Origin of the sequence: Paenibacillus pinihumi DSM 23905 = JCM 16419, from assembly GCF_000422505.1 — a bacterium.
GTDB lineage: Bacteria > Bacillota > Bacilli > Paenibacillales > Paenibacillaceae > Paenibacillus_D > Paenibacillus_D pinihumi.
On record NZ_AULX01000006.1, the window covers coordinates 467747 to 492743 of the forward strand.

General features: G+C 48.4%; 27 protein-coding genes. 6 read left to right on the forward strand and 21 right to left on the reverse strand.

The annotated features are described in order from the left end of the window. Positions 1-38: 38 nt before the first annotated feature. Positions 39-1058: an AraC family transcriptional regulator gene (locus tag H583_RS0101870; RefSeq protein ID WP_028558991.1), complete on the reverse strand. Its 1020-nt coding sequence runs from the start codon at positions 1056-1058 to the stop codon at positions 39-41. Between the two features lie 206 nt (positions 1059-1264). On the opposite strand from H583_RS0101870, the gene H583_RS0101875 reads away from it, so the two are divergent. Beyond that, positions 1265-1849 carry an NAD(P)H-dependent oxidoreductase gene (locus H583_RS0101875; RefSeq protein WP_028558992.1) on the forward strand — a complete coding sequence of 195 codons (585 nt, stop codon included), beginning with the start codon at positions 1265-1267 and terminating at the stop codon, positions 1847-1849. 192 nt (positions 1850-2041) lie between these two features. On the opposite strand, the gene H583_RS0101880 is transcribed toward H583_RS0101875, so the two are convergent. From H583_RS0101880 to H583_RS0101915, 8 genes are all read right to left on the reverse strand, one after another. Continuing rightward, positions 2042-2797: a gamma-glutamyl-gamma-aminobutyrate hydrolase family protein gene (locus H583_RS0101880; RefSeq protein ID WP_028558993.1), complete on the reverse strand. Its 756-nt coding sequence runs from the start codon at positions 2795-2797 to the stop codon at positions 2042-2044. Between the two features lie 56 nt (positions 2798-2853). Then, on the reverse strand, positions 2854-3705 hold the full coding sequence (opp4C, locus tag H583_RS0101885; RefSeq protein WP_245585826.1) for an oligopeptide ABC transporter permease: 852 nt from the start codon (positions 3703-3705) through the stop codon (positions 2854-2856). 82 nt (positions 3706-3787) lie between these two features. Then, a complete protein-coding gene (locus H583_RS0101890; protein ID WP_028558995.1) occupies positions 3788-4738 on the reverse strand; it encodes an ABC transporter permease in 951 nt (316 codons plus the stop codon). 26 nt (positions 4739-4764) lie between these two features. After that, entirely contained in the window at positions 4765-5742 is a 978-nt protein-coding gene (locus tag H583_RS0101895) for an ABC transporter ATP-binding protein (RefSeq protein WP_028558996.1), read from the reverse strand. Continuing rightward, a complete protein-coding gene (locus H583_RS0101900; RefSeq protein ID WP_036708207.1) occupies positions 5739-6758 on the reverse strand; it encodes an ABC transporter ATP-binding protein in 1020 nt (339 codons plus the stop codon). Before H583_RS0101900 ends, H583_RS0101895 begins: the two co-directional genes overlap by 4 nt. 48 nt (positions 6759-6806) lie before the next feature. After that, a complete protein-coding gene (locus H583_RS0101905; protein WP_028558998.1) occupies positions 6807-8219 on the reverse strand; it encodes an amidohydrolase in 1413 nt (470 codons plus the stop codon). An 11-nt stretch (positions 8220-8230) separates the two neighbouring features. Continuing rightward, the gene (locus tag H583_RS0101910) at positions 8231-9892 is read right to left on the reverse strand and encodes an ABC transporter substrate-binding protein (protein WP_028558999.1); all 1662 of its coding nucleotides are present in this window, start codon (positions 9890-9892) and stop codon (positions 8231-8233) included. A 271-nt stretch (positions 9893-10163) separates the two neighbouring features. After that, positions 10164-11486 carry an ABC transporter substrate-binding protein gene (locus H583_RS0101915; protein WP_028559000.1) on the reverse strand — a complete coding sequence of 441 codons (1323 nt, stop codon included), beginning with the start codon at positions 11484-11486 and terminating at the stop codon, positions 10164-10166. Positions 11487-11633: 147 nt separating this feature from the next. Between H583_RS0101915 and H583_RS0101920 the strand changes: the two genes are divergently transcribed. Next, positions 11634-12962: an ABC transporter substrate-binding protein gene (locus H583_RS0101920; protein ID WP_028559001.1), complete on the forward strand. Its 1329-nt coding sequence runs from the start codon at positions 11634-11636 to the stop codon at positions 12960-12962. A gap of 428 nt (positions 12963-13390) precedes the next feature. On the opposite strand, the gene H583_RS0101925 is transcribed toward H583_RS0101920, so the two are convergent. The 3 genes from H583_RS0101925 to H583_RS0101930 all read right to left on the reverse strand — a co-directional run bounded on the left by H583_RS0101925 (position 13391) and on the right by H583_RS0101930 (position 14128). Beyond that, positions 13391-13618 carry a LexA family transcriptional regulator gene (locus tag H583_RS0101925; RefSeq protein ID WP_028559002.1) on the reverse strand — a complete coding sequence of 76 codons (228 nt, stop codon included), beginning with the start codon at positions 13616-13618 and terminating at the stop codon, positions 13391-13393. Then, a complete protein-coding gene (locus tag H583_RS38050) occupies positions 13608-13829 on the reverse strand; it encodes a LexA family protein (RefSeq protein ID WP_081666933.1) in 222 nt (73 codons plus the stop codon). The genes H583_RS0101925 and H583_RS38050 overlap by 11 nt, the downstream gene beginning before the upstream one ends. 95 nt (positions 13830-13924) lie before the next feature. Beyond that, positions 13925-14128, reverse strand: coding sequence for a helix-turn-helix domain-containing protein (locus H583_RS0101930; protein ID WP_028559003.1), 204 nt, complete (start codon positions 14126-14128; stop codon positions 13925-13927). 183 nt (positions 14129-14311) lie between these two features. Here H583_RS0101930 and H583_RS37820 point away from each other — a divergent pair, with 183 nt between their 5' ends. The 4 genes from H583_RS37820 to H583_RS0101955 all read left to right on the forward strand — a co-directional run bounded on the left by H583_RS37820 (position 14312) and on the right by H583_RS0101955 (position 15758). Then, positions 14312-14443 carry a hypothetical protein gene (locus H583_RS37820; RefSeq protein WP_281170084.1) on the forward strand — a complete coding sequence of 44 codons (132 nt, stop codon included), beginning with the start codon at positions 14312-14314 and terminating at the stop codon, positions 14441-14443. Between the two features lie 85 nt (positions 14444-14528). Further along, positions 14529-14723, forward strand: a complete 195-nt coding sequence (locus H583_RS0101940; protein ID WP_028559004.1) for a hypothetical protein — start codon at positions 14529-14531, stop codon at positions 14721-14723. 119 nt (positions 14724-14842) lie between these two features. Beyond that, positions 14843-15349, forward strand: a complete 507-nt coding sequence (locus H583_RS0101950) for a hypothetical protein (RefSeq protein WP_154665773.1) — start codon at positions 14843-14845, stop codon at positions 15347-15349. Beyond that, positions 15330-15758: a hypothetical protein gene (locus H583_RS0101955; protein ID WP_028559006.1), complete on the forward strand. Its 429-nt coding sequence runs from the start codon at positions 15330-15332 to the stop codon at positions 15756-15758. Before H583_RS0101950 ends, H583_RS0101955 begins: the two co-directional genes overlap by 20 nt. A gap of 37 nt (positions 15759-15795) precedes the next feature. Here the strand turns inward: H583_RS0101955 and H583_RS31580 are convergent, their stop codons facing one another. The 9 genes from H583_RS31580 to H583_RS0102000 form a co-directional block, all read right to left on the reverse strand. Further along, entirely contained in the window at positions 15796-16548 is a 753-nt protein-coding gene (locus H583_RS31580) for an N-acetylmuramoyl-L-alanine amidase (protein ID WP_081666935.1), read from the reverse strand. Beyond that, positions 16545-16997 (reverse strand): phage holin family protein, encoded by a 453-nt coding sequence (locus tag H583_RS0101965; protein ID WP_081666936.1) that lies wholly within the window; start codon positions 16995-16997, stop codon positions 16545-16547. The genes H583_RS31580 and H583_RS0101965 overlap by 4 nt, the downstream gene beginning before the upstream one ends. Before the next feature lie 68 nt (positions 16998-17065). Then, the gene (locus H583_RS0101970) at positions 17066-21397 is read right to left on the reverse strand and encodes a pyocin knob domain-containing protein (RefSeq protein WP_028559008.1); all 4332 of its coding nucleotides are present in this window, start codon (positions 21395-21397) and stop codon (positions 17066-17068) included. Continuing rightward, complete coding sequence (locus H583_RS0101975; RefSeq protein WP_028559009.1) at positions 21397-21687, reverse strand: hypothetical protein; 291 nt, start codon at positions 21685-21687, stop codon at positions 21397-21399. Before H583_RS0101975 ends, H583_RS0101970 begins: the two co-directional genes overlap by 1 nt. Beyond that, entirely contained in the window at positions 21684-22271 is a 588-nt protein-coding gene (locus H583_RS0101980; protein ID WP_028559010.1) for a putative phage tail protein, read from the reverse strand. Before H583_RS0101980 ends, H583_RS0101975 begins: the two co-directional genes overlap by 4 nt. After that, positions 22264-23346 carry a baseplate J/gp47 family protein gene (locus tag H583_RS0101985; protein WP_342663504.1) on the reverse strand — a complete coding sequence of 361 codons (1083 nt, stop codon included), beginning with the start codon at positions 23344-23346 and terminating at the stop codon, positions 22264-22266. Before H583_RS0101985 ends, H583_RS0101980 begins: the two co-directional genes overlap by 8 nt. Beyond that, the gene (locus H583_RS0101990; RefSeq protein WP_028559012.1) at positions 23343-23723 is read right to left on the reverse strand and encodes a DUF2634 domain-containing protein; all 381 of its coding nucleotides are present in this window, start codon (positions 23721-23723) and stop codon (positions 23343-23345) included. Before H583_RS0101990 ends, H583_RS0101985 begins: the two co-directional genes overlap by 4 nt. Next, positions 23720-24025, reverse strand: coding sequence for a DUF2577 domain-containing protein (locus H583_RS0101995; RefSeq protein ID WP_028559013.1), 306 nt, complete (start codon positions 24023-24025; stop codon positions 23720-23722). The genes H583_RS0101990 and H583_RS0101995 overlap by 4 nt, the downstream gene beginning before the upstream one ends. After that, the gene (locus H583_RS0102000) at positions 24025-24996 is read right to left on the reverse strand and encodes an XkdQ/YqbQ family protein (protein WP_028559014.1); all 972 of its coding nucleotides are present in this window, start codon (positions 24994-24996) and stop codon (positions 24025-24027) included. The genes H583_RS0101995 and H583_RS0102000 overlap by 1 nt, the downstream gene beginning before the upstream one ends. Between the last annotated feature and the right edge of the window lies 1 nt (position 24997).

Sequence of the window (24997 nt, forward strand, 5' to 3'; positions counted from 1 at the left end):
AACCCTTATTAACACTATACTTGAGCACTCTGCGATGATCAATTCATTTCTGCTTGCCGCTGCGTGCGGTATTTGCCCGGGGTTGTTCCTGTCCATGTTTTAAACGCATTCTGAAAAGCGCTTGGCTCCGAATAATGCAGCAAATAGGCAATTTCTCCAATCTGGTATTCCGGCTTCGCAAGATAAGCCGTAGCCAGTTCCTTCCGCGCCCTGGCCAGCATCTCATTGAACGTTGTGTTCTCCTCCTTGAGTCTTGCCTGCAGCGTACGCTTGCTCACCCTGAATGCCCTGGAGCAATCGGTCAGCAACGGAAGCCGTTCGGGCATCTTTTTCAATATCCAGCTGTACAGTTCATCCGAAAAAGGACGGCCCTCCTTAAGTCTGTCCATAGCTTCCTGCGCCAACTGCTCGAACATCCCCAGCAGCCGCTGGTCAGCCAGAACGACCGGATAATCCAGTGCTTCCCTGGAAATGACCATCTTATTTTCATCTCCATGAAATTGAGGCTGAACACAGAAAACATCGTTATAGATCTCAGGTCCGCCCGATGGGGCGTGCCTAAAATAAATGCCATGAATCCGGATCGGCCGGCAGCCCAGTTTGAGCATCAAATGATATAACGAGCTGGCCATGTCCTCAATGCATAACCGGGACGGCGTTTTTAGCGGGTTCTGATGCAAAAAAGAGATGCCTGTCAGCTCCCCTTCTGTCTCCCAGCTAATGTTATAGCCGCTGCAGGTCACCGTATTATATTTTTGAAAAGCACGCAGTGCTTCACCAATTGTCGAGCTGTGCAGCAGGACGTAGCCAAGAATTCCTAAATCCGACAGGTCAGCTGCCTGCCCCTGAAGCAGGCCAAAGGCATCGTCACCGGTAAACTCGGCGGCTGCTTCAACGATCCGCTCAAACTCCTCTTCGGGAATCCTTCCCTCGGCATCCTGCAATAGCGTTCTGTCTACCCCTGCAAAACGAAAAAACTCCTCCTGGTCACAGCCCTTAAGCGCCAGAGCTTTCAGCACCGAATAAAAGAGCGAGACGGATACACTGTATGTATTCAATTCCCCGGCCTCCTTTGCGCGAAAGAACATGATTTCTGCGCATGATATCATACTCACGCAGATTGTTGCCCTTTATGATAAATGTATACAGATACAGTCATGCTGTATCTTTTTATTTTACCATTGAAACTTGAACGAGTGAATGGAACGGGCAGACATCCATGTACAGATGGGAATGCGATGCCCGTTCAGAAAGAAGGCCACCAATGAAAACCAATCATATTGCCATTATTATCGGTCATCCTGATTCAGCAAGCTACTGCTCAGCATTGGCCGCAGCTTATGCCAAGGGAGCCAATGCGAGCGGAGCAGACGTGCGCTTTATCGATTTAAGCCGGATCAGCTTTAATCCCAACCTGGAGTACGGTTATCGCAAACGGACGGAGCTGGAAGCCGATTTACTTGAAGCCCAGGATACCATCCGCTGGGCGGATCATCTTGTGTTCGTTTATCCGATCTGGTGGGGTACAATGCCGGCCATTTTGAAAGGATTTATTGACCGTGTGTTTTTACCGGGCTTTGCCTACAAATATCGGCCAAACTCTATGCTGTGGGATAAGCTTTTGGAAGGGAAGAGCGCACGCCTGATTGTGACGATGGACACCCCGCCATGGTATAACCGTCTGGTATACAGACAAGCGGGCCACACCGTCATGAAGCGGGCAACGCTGCAATTTTGCGGAATCAAGCCGGTACGCATTACGGAGATCGGTCCGGTCAAGGGCTCATCAGACCAGAAGCGGGCACAATGGCTGTCCCGGATTGAAGCACTAGGGGCAAAACGGCATTAGACAGCTGCCGCGCACAAAGAGCTCCAGCAAGAATGAATGTATCCGCTCTTGCTGGAGCTCTTGCATGATTCAGACCTGGACCTGAAAAGGCACGAGGCTCATCTGCAACATAACTGGTGAATCGTCTACGTCCGTCTGCAAACGCAAGTCCGGCGCCGGGGAGAATCAGATGTGCCTTCAGCCCATACAACTCTAACCTTTAGACGCCTGACTTGGCTTGCGCTGCTCAACCGATGTCTGACTCTCCTCCAAAAAAGCTGCAAACAGCTTCGTCATTGATCTGTCTCCTGCCGCTGCCATGTTTTCGGGATGCCATTGCACCCCGATTGCAAACGTACTGCCCCTGAGCTCTACTCCCTCAATCACACCATCAGGTGATATTGCAGTCACTTGCAGCCCTTGGCCCAGCAGATGCAGCGACTGATGATGCAGACTGTTCACCCGGACCCCGGCCCCACCAAAAATATGAGCAAGACGGCTGTTCGCAGCAAGCAAAACCTCATGCGTATCCCGGCTTCTGGGAACCCCCTTCTGCACATGCTCCAGCGCTCCTTCATATTGGCTGGGCAGATCCTGATAAAGTGTGCCGCCAAGCGCAACATTGAGTACCTGTGCCCCACGGCAAATGGCGAGCAGCGGCTTATCCGCGTCTATAACGTAGCGAATCGCTTCCAGTTCGATTTGATCGCGAAGCGGCAGCGTCTGACCCAGTTCAGCAATGGCTTCTTCTCCATATGCAGACGGTTCAATGTCCTCTCCTCCCGTAAAAATCAGGCCATCGCAAAGATCGATCAGTTGTTTGACCGTTTCAATTGAAGCCAGAGGAAGAACAATGGGCAGGCCGCCCACGGCTTCTACCGCACGGTAATAGTCCTGATGCACATAAACCCCTTCGCTGTTCGCATTCAGTCTGGCTAATGTGCTTGTAATGCCAATTACAGGTTTCATAGCAAGCTCCTTTTCATTCTATGAATGTAGCCCGGCTATACCAATCAATGGCCAGACTACTGGCGGGTATCCAGCGCATCGCGCAGACCGTCCCCTACAAAATTAATGGAAAGCACAGTCACCAGAATCATTGCTCCCGGCGGCACCCATAGCCACGGCTGATCAGTTAATACCGTTAATGATTGAGCGTCTGTCAGCATATTCCCCCAACTTGCTGTCGGAGGCTGAACGCCCATGCCGAGAAAGCTTAAACCTGCTTCACTCATAATCGCAGAAGCGACGCCGAAGGTTGCATTCACAATTATGGGCCCAATGGCATTGGGCAATATATGCTGAAATAATATTCTTGGCGTGCTCAGCCCAAGGGCCACACCCGCATGTACGTAGTCAAGCTGCTTGATCGCCAGCACACTGCCCCGGACAAGCCGTGCGACGCCGGGCCAGGAGAACAGGGCGAGTACGAGAATAATCGTTGTCATATTTGAGCCTAGTACACTGATGACCACAAGAATGACCATCAGAAACGGAAATGCCATAAACATATCCGTAATCCGCATAATAACCATATCCACCCAGCCCCCAAAGTAAGCGGACACAATGCCGATCAGCGTCCCGGCAGTCACGTAGAGAGCGACCGTCACAAAGCCGACGATCAGGGAAATTTGCGTGGCATAGATCAGGCGGCTCACAACATCGCGTCCCACCTGGTCGGTCCCCAGCCAATGTTCTGCGGAAGGAGGGGCTGAGAATACTCCTGTTACTTCTTTCGGATCATGAGGGGCGATCCATGGTGCAAGCAGTGCCGTGAGAATGAGCAGCATCGTGATGACGAGACCGGCGATTGCCAGCTTATGACGGATAAACCGGCTAAGCAGCTGCTTCAATCCCGTATCCTCCGTCTCCGGCAAAGCTTTGTCAGCAAGGAACTCAGCAGACACCGGGCCTTCTTTGAGCTCATACGGAGATAATGCCACGATCGGATCATCCTCTCTATGTATATTGAATGCGCGGATCAGCCGCTGCGTAAAGCAGGTCGGTCAGCAAATTTGTGGACAAAACAATGAGCGCCGCCACCAGATTCAGCCCCATAAGAATCGGATAATCACGGGATAGAATTGATTGAATCGTCAACTGGCCGATGCCCGGCCACTGGAAAATCTGCTCAATGAGAATACTGCCGCCCAACAGCAGCGGAATTTCCATTGCAACGACGGTGATGATCGGAATGAGTGCATTGCGCAGCGCATGCTTGTTAATGACGTGAAAGGGATGCAGTCCTTTGGAATTCGCTGTGCGCAGGTAATCCATTTTCAGCACATCGAGCATGCCCGCCCTCACATAGCGTACTTTTTTCCCTGCAATGACAATGCCCAGCACAAATACAGGCAAAACCATATGGCGGAGACGATCCCAAAAATCGCCCGGACCGCCCAGCGTCATCATTCCGCCCGTAGGAAAGAGCTTGAATTGAACCGCACAAATATAGATCAGCCCCAGGCCCAGGAAAAATTGCGGGATTGAGGTGCCAATAAAGGAGAGCCCTGTCATGATGTAATCGAACTTCGTGTTTTGTTTAACGGCACTAAGGATACCGACCGGGATGGCAATAAGCAGCCCAAAAATTAACGAGGCGGAAGCCAGCAGCAATGTAGGCCCGAGTCTTTCCCCGATTATGGTTGTAACCGGCGCATACGAGCTGAAAGAATAACCCAACTGGCCCTGAAGCAGGTTCAACAGCCATTTAAAATATTGCAAAATTACAGGATCATTCAGACCGAGCAACTCTTTGCGCATCTCCAGCATTTCCACAGGTGTATTCGGGTCAATGAACATATCTACCGGGTTGCCGGGCGCAAGCTTAATAATGAAATAATTAAGGATTGTAATCCCAAACAGAACAGGGATGGCGATCAGAATCCGGCGTATGATGTATTGAAGAATGGCTGATTACTCCCTTCTCTCCTCTATCAGGCAAGTGGGTAATGGCAGGCAACCGCATGCGCATCTGGGCCTAATGCAGGTTCTTCGCTGCGGCACACCGCCTGCACATAAGGACACCGCGTATGGAATCTGCAGCCGGCTGGCGGATGGGCAGGAGACGGCACATCGCCTTGGATGACAATGCGTTTATCCCCCCGCAATGTGGGATCCGGCTTCGGGTAGGCCTGAAGTAAAATTTGCGTATACGGATGCTTGGGACTGCGAAACAACTCGTCCTTATCCCCGATCTCCACGATCTTGCCCAGATACATGACCGCAACCCGGGTACTGATATATTTCACTGCGCCGATCCCGTGGGCAATGAACAGATAAGTCAAGTTCAATTCCTGTTGCAGATCAGCAAGCAGGTTCAAAATTTGCGCCTGAATCGACACGTCAAGTGCAGATACCGGCTCATCGCACACAATGAGCTTAGGCTCGAATGCGATAGCCCGGGCGATGCCGATCCGCTGGCGCTGGCCGCCTGAGAACTCGTGCGGATACCTGTTTTTGTAGGCTTTAGGCAGCCCCACCATATCAAGCAGCCGGTTGACCCGCACCTGTACTTCAGAGCGCGGCACCAATTTATGCGCGATATAGGGCTCTGCCAATATATCAGCCACCCGTTGGCGAGGATTGAGTGATGCATAGGGGTCCTGGAAAATGATTTGGAGCCGCGTACGAACTCGTTTTAACTCTTTTTGCTTCCGGGAGGTGATATCCTCATTGTCAAACCATATCCGCCCCTCATAAGGGTCCTCAAGCCGGACAATCGACCGGCCGAAAGATGACTTGCCGCAGCCTGATTCGCCAACAAGTCCCAGCGTCTCACCTTCATAGATGCACAGACTAACGTCGTCCACTGCCTTTACATGACCGACAGTGCGGGAGAAGACGCCTTTCTTTATCGGATAATAGGTCTTGAGCTGTTCAATTTGAAGCAGCGGGGAAGATGCAGTCATCATACGCCAGCCTCCTGATGCTGAAAATTTGCCGAAACGGGCAAAGGTGACGCTTGCTCCTGGACGATCCAGCACCTCACTTGATGCTCTCCACCTACGCTTTCCAGCTGAGGCTGCTCTTGCCGGCATCGCTCAGCAGCCCATTCACAGCGGGTATGAAAACGACAGCCCTTGGGCATTTTGCGGATTGAAGGAACGGTACCTGGTATCGCCCGCAGCCGCTCGTTCTCTCCCTGAACCCGGGGGATGGAGGCCATCAATCCTTGAGTATAGGGATGCTTCGGCTCACGGAACAGCGTGAATACATCCGCCTCCTCAACAATTTGGCCGGCATACATGACGACGACCCGATCCGCCATCTCTGCCACAACGCCCAGATCGTGGGTAATCAGCATAATAGCGGCCCCGCTTTCTTTGCGAAGCGACTTCATAAGCTCCAGAATTTGCGCTTGAATCGTAACGTCGAGCGCTGTCGTCGGCTCATCGGCAATGAGCAGCCTGGGCTTGCAGGATAGTGCCATGGCAATCATGATTCGTTGGCGCATTCCTCCGGAGAGCGTATGCGGGTAGACACTCATCAAGTCTTTTGCCTGAGGCAAGCCGACTTTTTTCAGCATTTCCATCGCATATGCTTTGGCTTCACGGCGTGACAAACTTGTATGGCACCGAATCATCTCTACCAGTTGATGACCTATAGTCAGAACGGGATTCAGCGAGGTCATCGGCTCCTGAAATATCATCGCAATCTCCTTTCCCCGCAGGGAACGAAGTTCCTTCTCGGATTCGGCAACCAGATTCCGGCTGTTAAAGCGGATTTCACCCCGCCTGATTCGCCCATTTTGGCCGAGCAGCCTCATGATGGATAACGAGGTCACGCTTTTACCGCAGCCGGATTCACCGACAATGCCTATCGTCTCCCCCGCCCTCAGACTAAAGCTGACATCCTCGATAGCGGCTACTTCTTCACGCCCGTTCCAAAATACAGTCTGCAGCCGATCAATTTCCAGTAAATGAGTGATAGGGTTCACCGTCCTTCTCACAGAATGACCCGGCTAATGGCCAATGCTTCATACAAGAACCGGCGCCTGCACATCTTGCGGAATCGCCGGTACATAAGGCTTGCCCTGCGTCGACTGCAGGAACTCCGTTCGGGCTGCGTCAACTCCATGTCCGCCGTCAGTCAGCAGCTCATAAGCTGCCAGCGCAAGCAGCTTGGCGGCATGATGCATGCCCTTGAGGCCGATCTGCGAACCAAAAGCTGCGGTCGCCTGCCAGGTATGCACTTGAACGCCTAATGGCGCACAGGTCGTCGTGATCTGACCGACCGGAGTAATCCATGACACGTCTCCTACATCGGTAGAACCGCCGCCGGTTGTCTTTACCGACGGCTTGTAATCATAGAAACCAGTGGGCAGCAGCTCGTCCGCTTGCAGTCCCAGCTCCTGCTGGCGCTTCCTCGCAGACTGCTCTAAGGATTCATCCAGCGTAGCGGCCAAATCTGCGGCTAATTGCTGATCTTCTGCTGAGAAATCCAGCGCACCTGCTTCATGCTGCTGGTTGGCAAGCAGCCGGTTCAGTGTCTCGTTTATGTTCAGATCATAAGCACCTGCTTTGATCTTCCAGGATACCGATGTTTCCGTCATCATGGCGGCGCCTTGCGTAATTTTGATTAACCGCTCCAGCAGTTCATCGACATGCTCCCGGTTCACACCACGCAGGAAATACCATACACTCGCCTGATCAGGAACAATATTGGGCGCTTCGCCCCCGTTCGTAATCGTATAATGAATACGCGATCCTTCAGGAACATGCTCGCGCAAATAGTTTGCGCCAATATTGGCCAGCTCGACAGCATCCAGGGCACTGCGTCCCAGATGCGGGGCCACCCCGGCATGTGCGGCACGGCCTTTGAAGAAAAACTCAATCGATGTTAACGCCGATGTAGGAATACTCCACGTTGTATTCGAGCTCCCCGGGTGCCAGGTCAGCGCCGCATCCACATCATCGAAAATACCCGCTCGCGCCATGAAGGTTTTACCGGACAGCACCTCTTCAGCCGGGCAGCCGTAATAACGGATTGTACCGCTCAGTCCTTCATCGTCCAGACGCTGCTTCAGGCCAATAACGGCTTCCACGCCAGCTGTTCCGAGCAGATTGTGTCCGCAGCCGTGGCCGGGACCGCCAGGGATAATGGCTTCACGGACCGCGCTCACCTTCTGCGAAAGCCCTGGAAGCGCATCATACTCCCCCAGAATACCGAGTACCGGACTTCCGGAACCGTATTCAGCTACGAAAGCCGTCGGGACGCCACCGATGCCGGAGTTGATGCGAAACCCCGCTGCCTCCAACGTTTCACGCTGCAACTTCGAGGCGAAAGCTTCCTCGTATGCCGGCTCAGGACGCTCCCATATACGAAGTGCCAGCTCCTCATAGGTACTTTTATTGGCATTGAGCCATTCAACCAGCTTCTTTTTGCCCATGCGCGATCCCCCTATTTTTTCAAATCCCATTCGTTAATGTTATTAAACATCCCGATATCGCGAGGCTTTCCGACAAGTACGTTTTTGGATACGGCAAGCAGCCTTTTTTCAGAATAGACAGCCAGAGCCGGGACATCCTGATGCAGCGTTTCCTGGAGCTTGTTGTAAATCTCATGGCGCTTGGCCGGATCAGCCTCCGTTTCCCCGCTGACAATCAGCTCGTCCACCAGCGGATTTTTATATTTCAAAAAATTGCCCGCATTATCGCTCTTGAACAGTGTGAAGTATGAGCTCGGCTCAATATAAAAGTCGCGGGTGAAAATCGTAATGTCGTACTCGCCTTTGCGGACCTTTTGAATTAATGTCGCAAAATCATACTTTTGCACATCAATTTTCAGGCCAATGGACGTCAGATTTTGCACCAGAATATCCGCAGCTTGCTCCCGGATTTTATTGCCCACCGGAACGAGGAATTGAATCGGTTTGCTGTAATCCCATTTCGCCTCCTCCAGCAGCTTTTTCGCCTTTTCCGGATCATAGGCATAGTTCTCAATGTTCTTGTTGTAGTAAGGATGGTAGCTTGGAATGCCGCCATCAATAACTTCTCCCTGCCCTTTCAACAGCTGCTCCACAATGAGTGTACGGTTCAGCGCATAGGCAATGGCCTGACGGACCTTGGAATCTGCTATTTTCTCGCTATTGAAAAAAATTTCAGGCGGCACGGAAGGATTTCCTGAAGCCAGCTCTACATTCTCAAAGCCTTTGACCTTCTCATAATCGGTAATGGGAATGAGACCTACCGGGACGGAGTTCAGCTGAATCTCCCCGGTTTGCAGCTGGGCCACGAGATTCGCAGCCGGCAATACCTTGATAAAGATTTTATCGAGTTTGGCCGCTTCCCGGTAATAATTCGTATTCTTGACGACCTCAACATGCTGGCCCTGGGCAAAGCTGCCGAATTTGAAGGCGCCTATTGTGACATCAGGCTTCTGGAAGTACGGATGTGTGGAAAGTTGTTCCGGGGCTGCGTCCTTGAGAATATGCCGGGGCAAAAAGAACACTTTGGTTCCAAAACGCTCCTTGAAAATAAGCGGATCAATCGGCGTTTTCGTTCTCACCTCGAAGGTTTTGTCATCCACGATTTTCAGGCCGCTGATCTCTGTCGTGCCCTCATCCAGCTTGCCCGCATTATTCACGCCTTCGATGAAGTTCAATTTGAAGTTGGTATCCACCTTCGGGTGAAGTGCTGTTTGAAGGGTAAAAGCAACGTCAGCCGTGGTGAACGGCTCGCCGTCATTCCACTTGGCAGCAGCATTCAGCTTGACGACAAATGTTTGATTATCCTTCGTGTCCACAGATTCGGCGATCTTCGGCAGAAATTCAAAATCTTCATTTAAATCAAGCAAAGAGTCATTAATTAACGCAATCGCATTGTCAGCAGCGGAGTCCCCCTGATCATTAATCTGATTCAATGTAACGGGGGCATTGACGATACCGATATAGACTACTTTCTCTCCTTGTGATGCAGAATCATCAGAAGCTTGTGCTTGTTTGGCGGCCGGTGTCTGTGTTGCTGCTGGTGCAGGCGGATTGCCCGATGCGCTGCACGCAGATAAAATAAGCATGAGCGCTGTCATTCCATAAAGCATGGTCCGGCGATAATAACGATTCATAATATCTTAACCCTCCATTTTGATTATTCCTATTGATTTAGTGTGATATAATTCCAAATTTACCACTTTCCAAACTCTGCTGTCTAATAGATTTCTTCAATAAAGACAATGAAACGTTCTATAAAATGAAAATCAGAAGACGATATAAATCAAAAGGCCGCCCCCATAAGTCATATCCGGGAACGGCCTTTTTGCAATGAAAATAATGAACATGACCTTGCCTTTTGCGCCATGTTCACTAGCATCTTACAGTTTGCAGATTACGTTACTGTTACTGTGGCAAACCCGGAACGCCATCATTGCCCTGCTGCTGTATGGTCATAATGGCTTCCTCAACAGTCAGCTTGTTAGCAAGCACTTCCCGTGTCCGTGCCTCGATAATTCCCGAGAACGTCTGATAGAATGATGGAGGCAGATTCGATAAGTTCAAATGATTCGCTTGCGGCTTCAGCATGTAGAATGGTTCCAGCTCAAGATTGCTTGTATTGGCATTGAATAGAGTCCGGGTGAGAAGCCCATCCCCCATGGTGAAGGACTCGGCTTTGGCAAATTCTTCGCTGTTTGCAAATTTAATAAATTCCCATGCAATGCTGGTGTGTTCCGAATCAGCCCGAATACCGAACAAATCAGCAAGGCTCATATAGGCAGAATCTGTGGGGTTGGAAGAACTTACGGGGACGCTGACCATTTTCCAATGGGATGGCGCTTTTGAAGTCTCTAACCGGTTAATGTATGATGGACCGCTTATTCTCATCGCTGCGCGTCCTGAAGCGAATAAATCGGCCTCCTCTTCAAGTGAACCGGCATTCGGGGGATTCGGAATATATAATCGCCCGGTGCTAAGCAAATCTATAACTGACACATATACCTGCTTCCATCGCTCCGAGTCAAAAATCAATTTCCCATCCTCATCACTTAACTTTAAATTTTCAGTTTTCCCCCAATCCAGAATCAATTGAGAAATCCCGTTATATTCTGCCAGCTGAAAGCCGTAAATCCGTTCCTCCCTGTCTTCAGATAATGGAAACCTGTTGGCCAGATCCATAATTTGTTCCCATGTCATTTGGTTTTGCGGCGGTTCGACCCCATAAGCCTGAAATAAATCGGAATTGTAAAATAACGCTGATGAATAGAACGCTGATGCTAAGCCGTATAATTTGCCGTTTCCCCGCTCCTTAAGCGCATCCAGGACCGTAGCATGCATACCTTCTATATCAAATTCATCCTGTTGAATCAGAACATCAAGCGGATATAATTCACCGTCTGCTGCTAACTTCTCGTATTCCTGCAAATTGAGCAACAATAGATCCGGCCGCTCCTGTTGAATCAGCTGATTTAGTTGTTCCTTACGATCCCCGGTCCCTAAATCGCTGCCAATCCGTGGTTTGCTGACCACTTCAATGTTAACCTTAGGAAATTTCTGATTGAACCATTTGCCGTATTTTCGATAAAATGATTCCTCATCCCAATACATGACTTTAATCGACGCACTTGTATTTGGATCCGGAGGTTCGCGGCCATCCCCAGAACACGCGCCTAACAGCAGCAGCATTATAATGATGACAGCAGAAAGCAGGTTGTTATACTTTCGCACACTGCACCTCCTTTTTTTTGCAATTATATCATAATATCCAAATTTTGTTTTTCGCTATTCAGTTAATGAACAGGTATCTAAAACGGATGTAAATACGATATAATAAAAGGATATTATTGGATAATTTATATTTCCGGGGGTGTTTCTATGATCCGCATACACAAAAAGTTGCGTCCAAATTTACTGTTGGTCCTGCTACTGACCGCAAGCACGCTTTTGGCTTCTTGCAGCGGCACTACTAAAGAAAAAGAGCCGGTCAAGCTCAGAATTATGGCTTCAGATGAGTATAGTTTTCAATTCAGTGTTGTTAGGGATTTCTCTGAGAAGTTCTCTGATATCACATTAGAGCCGGTTATACTAGACGACCGGTTTGCGACCAGTTACGCACTGACGGAAAAGGTGATTTCTGAACAAATGCCGGATGTGATTCGCGTTCCCCCTGGCTTATATCGCAAGTTGGTGGCGGAGGGTAAGCTGGTTGATCTGGAGCCTATCATTAGGAAGGAGCAATATCCTATTGATAAGATGGTGCCATCCTTAATTGACTATACGCGTGCACAGGGAGGCGGCAAGCTGTATGGTTTACCTTTGTGGTTCTCTTCTCAGGCACTTTATTTTAATAAAGATTTGTTCAATAAGTACCAAATCCCCTATCCGGAAGACAATATGACATGGGAAGAGGTTATTGAACTGGCACAGCGGTTTCCTGTGGCCGAAAGCCGGGACGGTATTGATGGACTGCACATCAGTGGATATATCTATGGGGAAGGGGCCTTTATTGTGGATATGGCCAAGGCAATAGATCTTCCTTATTTGGATGCCGAAGGAGATCAAGTCACCGTTCAAAATAAAGAATGGAAGAAACTTTTTGAAACCGTGCTATCCGGCATTCAATCCGGAAATGTGGTCATACAAGAAGATCTGGCTCCAGAAAAATTTGTTGCAGGCAAGGCGGCTTTAAATTTAAGTTATCCCTTTATGGCCGGCAAATTGAATGATCCCTTGTATGATCCGGATAGACTCAAAGACAGGGTCATGTTCGACTGGGGGATTGTAACGGCTCCTATAAATCCGGAGAACCCCGAAAATACAAATTGGGAAATCCAAAAAATTTATGGCATTAATAGTTCTTCTGCAAATATTGAAGCTGCATGGGAGTATCTCAAATATAGTATTGGTCCAGATAAAGGAACTCCGGGAGAGTCGATCTGGGCAGAGCAAATGCAAGAAATCGGGGGACGGAGCCTTGAACCTTTTTATAAATTGCCGCCGAAGATGCATAGCAGGGAGTATCCTGCCGTACCCGGTGTTTTTCATGAGAAGCTGCCAATGATTATAAAAAAACATTTTGATACGATCCTTCGCGGGGAAGCAACCCTTGACGAAGCATTAGCATTCATACAAGTGGAAGGACAATTGCTGTTGACTCAGTCGAAAGAAGAGGCAAGTGAAATCGTCGAGGGATTGGGAGACTAAAAAAACATACCATAGGCAGTTCCCCCCAAGGCAAGTCGGGTTTTTACCAAGCAACTGGAGAGTCTACATCCACAACGGGTCAAATTTGCCCCGTTGACCTGCCCCATAGGGCAAAAACGCTTGTCACATATCAAAAAACAACAACAAAAAAACCCTTGCTGCGCAAGGGTTATCACTTATTATGTATGGAGCGGGTGATGGGAATCGAACCCACGCTATTAGCTTGGAAGGCTAATATGGCCGCTATTAACGGTTATTAAATAATCGTAAACCTATTATTATATATAGCGTTCGTTTCAACGTGGTTTGTAATGATTGGTAAGCAATATTAATATTTCAAGAATGTTTTGCCCCATTTTTGCCCCATTCTGCCCCATGCCCCACTAACGAAAAAAAGAGCCTTGGCATTTGCCAGGGCTCTCTTAATATTATCGTCCAAAATTGAATTCCCAAGCTTGAATGACCCGCATCTCGCCATGCCGCTCCGGATTCCATTCTAGAAACTGTTTGGCCGTCAGTTGATGAAGAATAAATTTAATTCGACCAATAGGCTTGCCTGTTTTGATGCAAAGCTCCCGGATCGTTGGCGGCCTACGATTGGCCACAGAATAATTATAGCAGATGCGCAGGACCTTGCGCTCCAGATCACTCAGCATTGACCAGTACTCTGATTGTGCGTGGAGCTGATGGCTCCCAACGTATGAACCCATTATTTTGAAGGCGGGTCAAATAAGCATGTATGGTGCTTGTAGACGTAATGTTCAGCTCTGCCCCAATTTCTCGAAGTGTGGGCGGATAATTGTGCTGACTGACGAATGAAACAATGAAATTTAAGACTCTCTTTTGCTTCGGTGTAATTTTCCCCATTACTATCACCCTTTCTTTATACAGAACACTTGTTCCTATTATACAAGAAAACTTCCAATTTACAATAAAAAAAGACCTGCATGCGCGGGTCCATTTTAATCCTGTTTATATTCAATTACTTGTTCAACCCTTAAGCCGTAAACACGGCATAATGTTTCCAGCGTATCTGTCTTAAAAGGAAATTTATCATTATATATATTTCCGATAGTTGGCATCGAAAAGCCTGTTTCTGCCGCTACATCCTTTCGCTCTTTTTTATTCACGAAACACCAGTGACGAAATGGTTCGAAAGTCAGCATATTCCCAACCCTTTCTAAAAAGTTTCCTCATACCATATTATACTAAAATCCCTAATACGTAAACTTCAATTCACTTTTTATAAAACATAATTTATTAAATATAAACTGTAGTTTACTTTTTGGAATAATTATGTTATAATTTAATTAAGAGGTTGAGAGAATGACCTCCGAAAGGGTGAAAAGATGAAAGATTGGGTAGGGCTTCTCACGGCGGTCATCCAGTTGGTAACAGCAGTCATGCTTTTCCGGGTGGCAAGCCAAGAGAAAAACAAAAAAGGAACCAAAAAACGCCGCGCACCACGCAAACGTAAATAGGTTCCCTCGGAGGGGAATAGCCTCCCCTCCTCCCAATCTTAACATAAACGGCTGAGTGTAACAATCTGCTGAGGGAGGAATGCGAATGGCACGTAAATCAAAAGTCATCAGTTATAAAGGCTTCAAAATAAAAGAAAGTAATGACACAACGACAAAGCTACCGACTTTTAAAGTATATACATCTGAAGAATGGCAATATGGAGAAGGATACCGCTTGTACGACTGGGAAGCATGTTCCATGGAAGAGGCAACGGAATTTATAGATAGCTATGAATTGTAATGCAGCTTAAAAGGAGGATGCCTAATGGATACAATAACTTTGATCATAAGCCTTGCAGCTCTTACGATAAGTGTAACAGCAATGCTTCGGGCAATTAAAAACAAAAGGGGCTAACGCACTTGACATGGAATGAAGTGACGTATGCATGCGGCCATGTTATACGGGAACAGCTTTATGGTGATAACAAGGATCGTGACCGGCACATAACTTCAGCGTTAAATCGACAATGTCGGGATTGTTACAGGGCTGCTATAACGGCCGCTGCCGAGGAAGTAGAATTGCTGAAGGAGCTTTCTCCGCTCACCGGCAGCGAGAAACAAATTGAACAGGCAACAAGAATACGTCCGGGTGTGCTTGAAGAATTGGAGAAATTGAAATCTTCGATTTCCAACAGGAAACCCATTAATGTTGCTGGCGAAAAAATATTGGCCATAATGCATGAATGGGTAGACGAGAGGATCAATCAGGATTCCTCGTCGTGGTGGATTGAAAACCGGGAAAGAGATTATTTCAGCTTCAAATTAGAGATGAACCGAGAGCTGGAGCCGAAAGCAAAGGAAATAATCGCGCAGCATAACAAAGAAAATGGAAGAGAGGTAAAGCCCGATGACTCCAGCAATATATGAAAAAATGCGAATTTGGGAGAATATTGCCCGGCAGCTACAAGAACCAATTTCCAACGAGGTTGATCCATTATACGGAAATACTGATGCTGACTATAGAAAATCAGCGTTAAAAAGTAAAAAAGAGATAGAGGAAGAGCTGCAGGCGATAGGGATTGACGTAGAATATATCGTCACATCCGTTTACCCCGGATTAAGGCGCAGCACTTGGGTTTATAATTATAAAATTCTTGAAGTAAAAAAAGAGTCTGGCCAATACGAATATCAGACTTTTGAAGGAGACTTTCAGAGGGAAACTTATAACGATCTTCGCGTTGCAATAGAAACAGTCGTTTCATTGTACTCCTATATGAACCCCGCTCCTACTGTGGAAGCAGTAATGAAAAAATGGACAGATTATGATACGGTGTAGCCAAGAAACCCGCCTGGCCAGGCGGGTTTTATTTTGTCTATTGTTTCAACAGCCTTGCAATAATGACCGCCAACTCCGCGCGCGAAACCGACTGATCCGGCTTGAATGTGCCGTCGGCATAGCCTTTAACGACTCCGGCTTCAACCGCTGTGCTGATCGCGCCAGTAGCCCAGTGTGTTGCCGGAACATCCGTGAACTGTCCTGACATATCAGGTTCCTCCTTTACTTCTTTTTTTACCAGCCCATATGCTGCTGCGATCCCCTCAACGATGGCATTAGCACATACCATTCGATATGAGTTCGCCTTTAATAGTTCCGCTTCCGCTCGATTTGTCATGAAGCCACATTCTACAAGAATGGCCGGCATCCGAGCCTCACGGACCATGTGCAGGTTATCTTGCTTAACGCCGCGATCGCGTCGCGCTGTAGAAAGAACCAGTTTCCTTTGTACGGCTGTGGCCAGCTTAATAGATGCTGCTGATGGCAAGATGTAGGTAAACGTCTCAATCCCTTCTGCATTGCTCCAACCATCGCCGCTGGCATTCGCATGAATGGAAATCAGGATATCTGCTTTCCATGAATTTGCCTTATTCGTCCGTTCCTTGAGCGGAACATCCCGGCTACCATCAGGGGCATGTGTAAAGATTGTCTGTACACCCTCATAGCTTTTCAGCAGCTCAGCGGCATAGTTGGCCACAACATTATTAAATTGAAATTCCCTCATGCTTCCATCCGGAGTGCGCTTGCCTGGAGTGTCCGGGCCATGTCCTGCATCAAGTGCAATTTTCATTTCTGTTCACCCTTCCCATTAAGCTGCTGGAGACGATCCTTCATTGCTTGTGGAACGAGGACGTTCAATACGCCTAGATTTTCAATAATAGAAAGCCCTTCACGGCCAATGTAAAAGTAAAGTACGACCATTCTTAATACAGGAGCTTCATTGCCGACAAGCTGGTCAAACAAAACAGCAAGACCTACCATGGATAGGACGACCCCTTTGCGAATGCCGCCCCAATACATGACTTCGCTGTTTAGAGTTTTGGTTTTAACAGCCCCCAGAAATCCCGTAATATAATCAATTGCCATACAGTAAGCTAAAATTTTAAGAGCAGTATCCCAACCCCCTAATGATGCGGCTAAGAAAGTCCCGATGGCTGCAACTGCTCCCCCGATGGCTGTTTCTTTCCCCGACGATCCCACAGCGGCCGTCAGTATTGTTTGCCCCACTTTACTAATCATAGGTTTCTCCTCCTTGAAATAAGACAAAGCCCTGCTTTTGCGGGCTTTGATTTACTGTAAATTTTAGCTTAGTACCTGTCATAGGAGTACCAAATATTAGCTCCGTTAGTATCAGCCCTCCCGCCCACAAGCACGGAAGTTTTATTACCACTTGCAGTTTGCATCATTCGTGAGTTTGAAGTGACTCCTGTCAAGTCTCTTGGGTTCCACTGCAAGCCATCCTTTGACGTAAATAACAAGCCCGGATTTTGGAACGATATTACCGCCATATACATACCATTTGCATAGGACACATGGTAGAAGCCAATATTTGAATATTGTGTCGGCGTTGGTGATACTGTCCAGGTGGTACCATTCGGGCTTGTCATGGAGCTTGCCCGGTTAGTTGTCAAATCTCTTCCGACAGCAACAAATTGTTTTCCATCCCAGATTACATAGCTTGTAGCAAACGGAATCTGTACAGTGCTCCATGTCCAAGTGGTGCCATTGGTACTTGTCATTAGTCTTCGAGCAATGTTACCTGTGCCAGATGTGCCGTCGACAGATAAGCAGATGAACATGTTGTTACCGAAAGCTACTTGACCCCAAGTTTCAACAGACGGACCTCCTGTTGTGGCTGGCAGTGATCTTACTGTCCAAGTAATTGCATCTGGGCTTGTAATGATTGACCTGGGGTTCGTAATGTCTCCTGCAGAGTTGTTACGGGCTGCTACATACAAGTTGTTACCCCAAGTGATTGATCTGTTTTCTCCCCAACCTGTTGATTCACCTGCAGTTCCGTATGTCCAGCCATTGCCATCGCCGATAGTAGAAAACGAGACTTGACCTCCAGAGCCACCACCACCCCAAAGTAGAACAACTGTCTTACCGCCAGCTTGGATACTGTCCACGATCCAAGAGTTAGCCCCAACGCCTGTCATAGCTATAGGCGAACCCCAAGTGACCTGAGATGTGGAGGATGGTGTTGAAGGTTCTTCACTTGAAATTCGGTAGTATGAAGGATTACCCTCAGCAAAAGCGATGTATCTAATTCCAGTCCACACAACGGTTTTATAGTATCTTCCATCATTAATAGCAGTTCCCCAAATCATTCCCTTTCTGGCGAATGGGATGTCGTTTACATTGCTAGCCATTTGTTGGAAAGTTGCGTTCGCAGGTGTCGGTACCCCTCTGTCAGTAATCGCACCTGCGACTAATGCTTTACCGTCACTGACAGATGTAAAAAGCTCATTTATCGCAGCAACAACATTATTTTTCGCTGTTGTGTTCAGCCCAGACAGCGCGCCCACTTTAGCGTCTATGGCTGCTTGAGTATGGGCAGTTGTACTGAGTCTAGTTGAGTTATCAGCGGTTGGAGCTGTGACAGCTGTCGGAATACCCACCAAGTTCACGCCAGAGCTAAACGTAACAATATTTGTCGATTGGGAATATGTCATAACTCCTCTGCTATTGCCCCAGTCATAAATGCCAAAAGTATTACCATTAGGGTTGCTGTAAATTCCCACGCGCGGACTATTTGTTCCTGGATAATCAAATCTGATGGCACTTTCTGTTGTAGACGCATCAAGAGTTATGTTCGCTGCAATATTTAGGGACTGTAAATTTGGGATAGACCCCTCAACAACCGCTTTTTGGTTACCAACGTATACATCTTGAACATTTTGTCCGCTGTCCACAGAACTCCAAAGCAGTGTAGCACCAGTTAACGAATTTGGGTCTTCAATAGTCCAGTATTCCAAACAGTCCCAGTTATAATAATCAAATATGACTCGTCTGCTATAGGCTGTTTGGTATAGATAGAGATATCGGAACCCGTCAGATTTTCTTACGATTCTGAACTCAGGAATATAATCTCCAACTGTGAAGAATGCGGGCCTTACTCCATTTCTCGAACCGAATGTAAATTGACAGATAGATTGTCTGTCCCCAGCTCTACCATAGCTAGAATCTATAATAGCGGTCCCTTTGAACATTGCGTTTTCGGTTGAATCATTAGGGTTAGCCTTGTTTTGTATTCTCGCTATAAGCATCCATCTTCCGGTAGTGTCGGTGCTTGCAAAAGCTATTTTTCTTTTATAAGCGCCCATTGTGCCATTAATCGCAATCAATTCCGTGCCTTCTAGTTTCCCGTTTGATACAACACCATAACCGTTAGGAGTGTTCAAGAGAATGTTGCCGTTTAATTCGTTTGACATAACTAGCTGGTTTGACCCGCCAGTGCCGTAGCCAAAATACATCCCCCTTAAAGTCGGGTCAGCCGATCTTGGGTACATCGCTAAATACACATGATCCGTCACTGCACTTGCATAAAGCCGCAATGTGTCCGCTCCGCCACGGGATTCCATTTTCGAAAACCGCACGCTATCAGAAGTTCGTAGGTCTTGGTCAGTTGTTTTTCCGTTTACAAAATTAGCGTTCAGGTTGGCCACCATTGTATCAGACAAAACTTCCAGCGGGGCCGTCCCGCGGGCTACAGTTGACAGGAAGCGCTGCGCTCTTGCCCAACCGTTGACGTCAAATGCTTGCTCAGGTGTAGTGGTGCGAACACCAACATTGCCGTTCGCCAAGATGTACAAGCCTCTGCCAGAGTCCCATGGAGTTACCCCGTAAGCCAGGTGCATTAGTACTGGCTCCCCTTTGTTATTGCCCAGCATTCCGATTGCAGCTATATTTGAGCCGTCTTGCGCTTTATAAAGCCAGCCCCTGGACCAGTTACCTGTGGGTGCTGCTGGAGGATAAATTTGTCCCCCGCCCTCACGCAGAACTAATTCCTTAAAGGTAACCATATCCGTAGTTCTTAAGTGCTGCCCTATGATAAAACTCCTCACAGTATCAGCATCAATGCCGCCGCCTGCTCCCATCATGTTATCTGTAAGTATTCGCCTCCAAGGACCCCAAGACGGATCGGTAGAATGCCAAGGCTTTCCTGACCGAAAGTGAAGGCGGCTACTATTAACGTAATCAAAGAACATTTGAGCAGCAGTGTCAGACCCCCCATATACAGAGAGCAGTTGCCCATAACCGTTGGTTCCCGGCGGCTGGTTTGGATTTGACGCACCCAGTCTATAGAAGCCAGGGTCTTTAATAGTGTCCAAGTCTGTGCTGCCGGGAAGAATGTTTCTGTTTGGAACAAAGTCTGTTTCCCGCATCCCGCCAACAGTTTCCGCATGAATTCCTGTGGTCAGCTTGGTGATGTCAGCCGAAATCACAGCCGATTCCCAACTCGTCACAATTTCCATTTTCCAAGGCTCGTCTAAAATTGCAGCAGGGACAGTATGAGAAAAAATACCTGCAGCTATAGTGACGGCGGGATACTCCCATGTATCAGTGCCTTCACCGACGATAATTATGCACTTTCCATTTTCAATGCCCAGGCGGACCCTTTTGAACATTGTATTGCCGGATGTCCGCGCCTGCGCTCTTTGCCATGTTCCGTTTTGCGAATAATTGTAGCCAAACAACGACATGTCCCATTGCAAAATGTTATTGGTGCCGTAGTTGATGCCGTTAAAGTACAGATCCATCATCGTATTGGTCCAGCCTACTGGAAGGGTGATTTTGAGAGCTCCGCGGACAGTTGCTGCATTATTTTTATATGATGCCAAGTCATAAACTTTAAAGATCGTACCGCCATTTTCATTTGCAAGCTGAATTTTTTTCGGAACAACATTGCCGCCTGCAGGAAGCGCGCCGAGTTTTGCCTTTTCATCGTCAGTCATAAAGCGATTGTTGGCGTCCTGAACAATAATTGACGGCGGGTGCGTTGCAGGATGTGTGTAGTTATTCGCTCCAGCAGCAATGCCGGACAGCTTACTCCGCTCCGCATCCGTCATAAAGCGGTTGTTTGCATCCTGTACAATAATAGAAGCTGGATGCGTCGACGGGTGCGTATAATTATTGGCCCCCGCCTGAACGCCATCCAGCTTCCCTTTATCTGCTGCACTCATAAACCCATCAACACTTGAAGTCGCATTAGCATGAGCAGTTCCACCGGCACCGACGTGTGAAGACGGCGCTGCATCTGTAATCCCATACCCACTCAACGTAGTAGGCTTGCCGCTTACCTCAGAAAAGGCTACATTACCCCAAGCCGCACTACCTGCTGCGCTCCCAGCTTTCAGCACTTTACCATTGTTCCCGGTACCGGTTGCGGGAACATGAAGGTTCCCATCACCCGTTGGATGAGAGTAATTATTGGCTCCTGCCTGTACACCGTCCAGCTTTGTCTTGTCTGTAGAACTCATGAATCCAGCATCGCTTGCCGTGGCCACGGAATGGGCAGCACCACCTGATCCGGTATGATTGGTCAGTTTCGAAGTAGTATCATTAATCTCCTGTCCGATCTGGTTCAGGTCGGCAGGCTTGACCGTGTCGTTCATTCCCCAATTTGTCTTTGCCATTAAACTGCCCCCCGCTCGTTAACATCAATTGTTTGTATCATAATCTGATCAGCAATCAGCGGAACGTGAACCTCATTGGATGTCAGTACGTTCCCAGCAGCGTCCTTGAGCTCAATCAGCGTAATCAAGGATACGTCCGATACCGGCACAAAATAATTTAAGGCCACGGTGCTGTCCGTGACCTGTTTGACTCGAAAATCTTTAATTTCATATGTTCCATTTAGCACTACTTTAGAAATACGTCCGTCAACATAGATGGCCACATCGCGAAGCAAACCCGGACTTATCATTTTACTGCCACCTCCGACCCGTATGTGGCAAATGGTGTTGCCCCCAGCTGCCACGATCCATCCAATTTGTATCGCCAGTTCACCGTCTTCATAGAAACTTTCTCTACCAACTCGATTTCAGCATCAAGAGCGGCTACCTGCTGATAGACCAAGTTGACCGGCTTGATCGTATCAACAGTGTGGGCAATCTCCGCAAACACACTCGCGTTACTGACGTTGGTAGCGATCGTCAATACAAGGTCCTCCACATCAACAGATGCAAGAGCCATCCCTTGGCCAGCAAGCAAATCGAGCTGTTGCTGTAAAAAGCGAATCGTGAACGGCGGCTTGGTCTGATAGCGGTTGAGGATTCGCCGGCGACGGAATTCCAACGTTTCATTTGTCGGGTCCGCCTTGATGCCCAACATCAGCTCACGACGCCGGATAGCTTGAACACTTGATGATGTGACAAACTGGTCATCAAGCTGCTGAGAAATTGCGTTCTCGGTTAATTGCAGCTCGACATCCTCTGTCTTCGCCAACTCTACAAAATCCTTGATGTCCTGATAAATATCCGGCCAATACTCCAGAAAAGGATTAGACATTAATGGTCACCGCCCCCGCTGTTGGGATCTCGTCTGCTCCTAACGTCAGGTTTGCGGGCGAACCATTAAGCTTGGTATCAGCCACATCCTCAATTCCTGCAATGGTCAGGATACGAGCGTCGAGTTGTGCTGTCCGGACGACAAGCTGCGCCTGGTTGGACCAATCCCTTCGCAAATCAAGCAGGTAGGCAGAAAAAACTGCCTCTACATCTGCCTGCACCTGCCCCGGCGTCATTCCGGAAGCAAGCGTAAGGGTCGTTGAAACAGACACTTTAACCGCCTGCACGCCCTTAATGGTGACCTGGTGGCCAATCGGAGCCAGCCCCAGCCCCTGCCCGCTGTTGACCGTCGGGTCCATAAGTGTCTGCACTTGATTGACCAAGGCCGACGTCGGCGCTGACCAGTCCGATGCGATTAACGTTGCCTTAACCGTGCCACCCCCGGCCCATGCCGGATAGATCTTGCAGGCCCCTACCCCACTGATCGCATTGATCGTCTGTTTATAGTCAGCCACATTTCCGCCGAATGCCGGTTCGTTTACCGCATCATAATATCGCTCGCGCAGCGCGTCGTCACTCTCCTCGTCAGCACCAGGAATAAGAATGTCCGCCAGCTCCGCAGTGGCCAGCCCAGCCACATAATCAATCGGCAGGAGTTGGCCGAAGAACGTATTGCCGACAACTCCCGGAGTCTCACATTCAAGCTCTGCAGCTCCCGCAGAAATAGCTGCGGCAACTACGTAAACAGTGTCCTCGATGCTGTAGCGACTGCCGATCGGGACGTTCAGCGGCTTGCCACTGTCATCCACAAAAAGCCCGCGCCGCACGGCCTTCGTCGCAGGGGAGCGGTTAACTCCAAACTCTCCAGCTCGCCGGGTAAGAAATTCCCCGCTTGCCGTATCAGCGAACGATAGCGCCGCGTTCATTTCCAACTCCATATACATCTGTGCCAGCTCGGCAGCAGCCGGCGCACAGGCGTCATAAATAATGGAACCTTCCCGCTTGTCCACCGTGTCCGGTACCCGGCTGAGCATCCGGTTCAGCAGAAAAGAAAAGGTATACATTTCGTACATCATTGCACCTCCTGAGAAACAGAAAATCGTCCCAAGGTGGAAACGACGGTAAATTCCATCAACGCGCTATCCCCGTTAACCGTCACCTGATAATTCTCAATAGCTGTGATCCGGTCATCCTGGAGCAGCGCCTCATTAACCCAGCGTTCCAGCTCTGTCTCCGCTGAATTGATCTGTACTTCTGAACCGTAATTGGTCGTGTATATGAAGTGGAAAAAACGGTCTGTGCTCAAAGCTTTGTATACGGCCTGCTTAACAGCCTCCAGTTCATCAACCATTCCAGAAACTCGGCCGCGGGCGAAATCCAGCATATAGGTCCGGCTGGGCTGCTCGCTCTCGTTGAACTCTGCATCCGCCGGCACAGCTCCTGTGGGTATCATTCGTCCATTGCCCCCACCCTGTCCAAAACGTAGTAGCTCAGTCCGCCCTGAACACGCAACAGCGCCACCTTGTCACCTTGCTGGAGCGGCTTTCGGATAAGATACTCAGTCCCACCAATTAATATTTTTTGTTCAAGGAGCGTATCCGGAACAACTAAAAAATCCCTTGTGAGTGTAATGCGCTGATTAACGCTCACCTCCAAGGGATTCTCTTTTATGACGTTTCCAAACATCAAGGCTACGGGATGCTGCGAATCGACGGCTGCAGTCCCTATCTGTTTTATTAAATCAACCAAACTCATTATCCATACACCACCAAATCAAGTGACATTGTGTGCTGATCGCCATCAAAATTTTGTATGCATTCATTGACGACATATTGCTGTTTGATGCCTTTTGATTCTATCGCAAGCCAAATGATATTCCCGGCTCTAATCCGGATATCGCCCAAAGCTTCGACCTTGAGGGAACGCTGCTCCCTGTTTTTCAGGGCCATTATGTTCTCCAGCATCTTATTGATCTGCGCCTTATTCATCTTCTCGTCAATATTCTGATAGTATTGCAGGCGCCCCCACTTGGCCATTGTGGTGCTGTTCTCGGCGACATATGCTTCACGCTTCCCTGTCTTCTTGTTGTCCTTGTACAATTTGATCCGATTGTACGTATCCGTATCAATGGACCTCTTGTCCTTATAGCTGAACATAAGGCTCTTTTCACCAATTACAATATCCAGAACCATATCTTTAATATTTCGAAGGTTCAGCCTACCGAAATCGTCATAAAACACAAACAGTTCTTTATCGGCTATCAGGGTACTATCCAACGCCCGGCAGATCATATCCAAAAATGGCTGAGCATCCTCCATAATCTTCGGGATCGCATATCCCGTGTCTGCCAGGTCGCCTGCTTTAAGTCCCGTCTCCTTAATTATCCTTTTGACGAGCTGCGTCGCCGTTGTATTAGACATCACGATTGTGTCACTGAACATCAGGTACCGCACTTGATCGTAAGCAGTTATTTTAACTTCATCATTCTCATCTTCATCAACGGCGAACACATAGCCATAGAAGATGTTCATATCATCTTTCCGGATCCGGATGACATCACCGCAGCCGTATTTGAATTCGTCATCCGAAAATGGAGAATTTTTGATGAAGGTAATATCTACTGTTGTGGCCTTGCCGATCCGGGCGGTCTTTATCTTCAACTGAGATATAATCCGGGAAATATTCCAGACTATCCCGTCCCGGTTATCAATGAAGACTTCAAACATA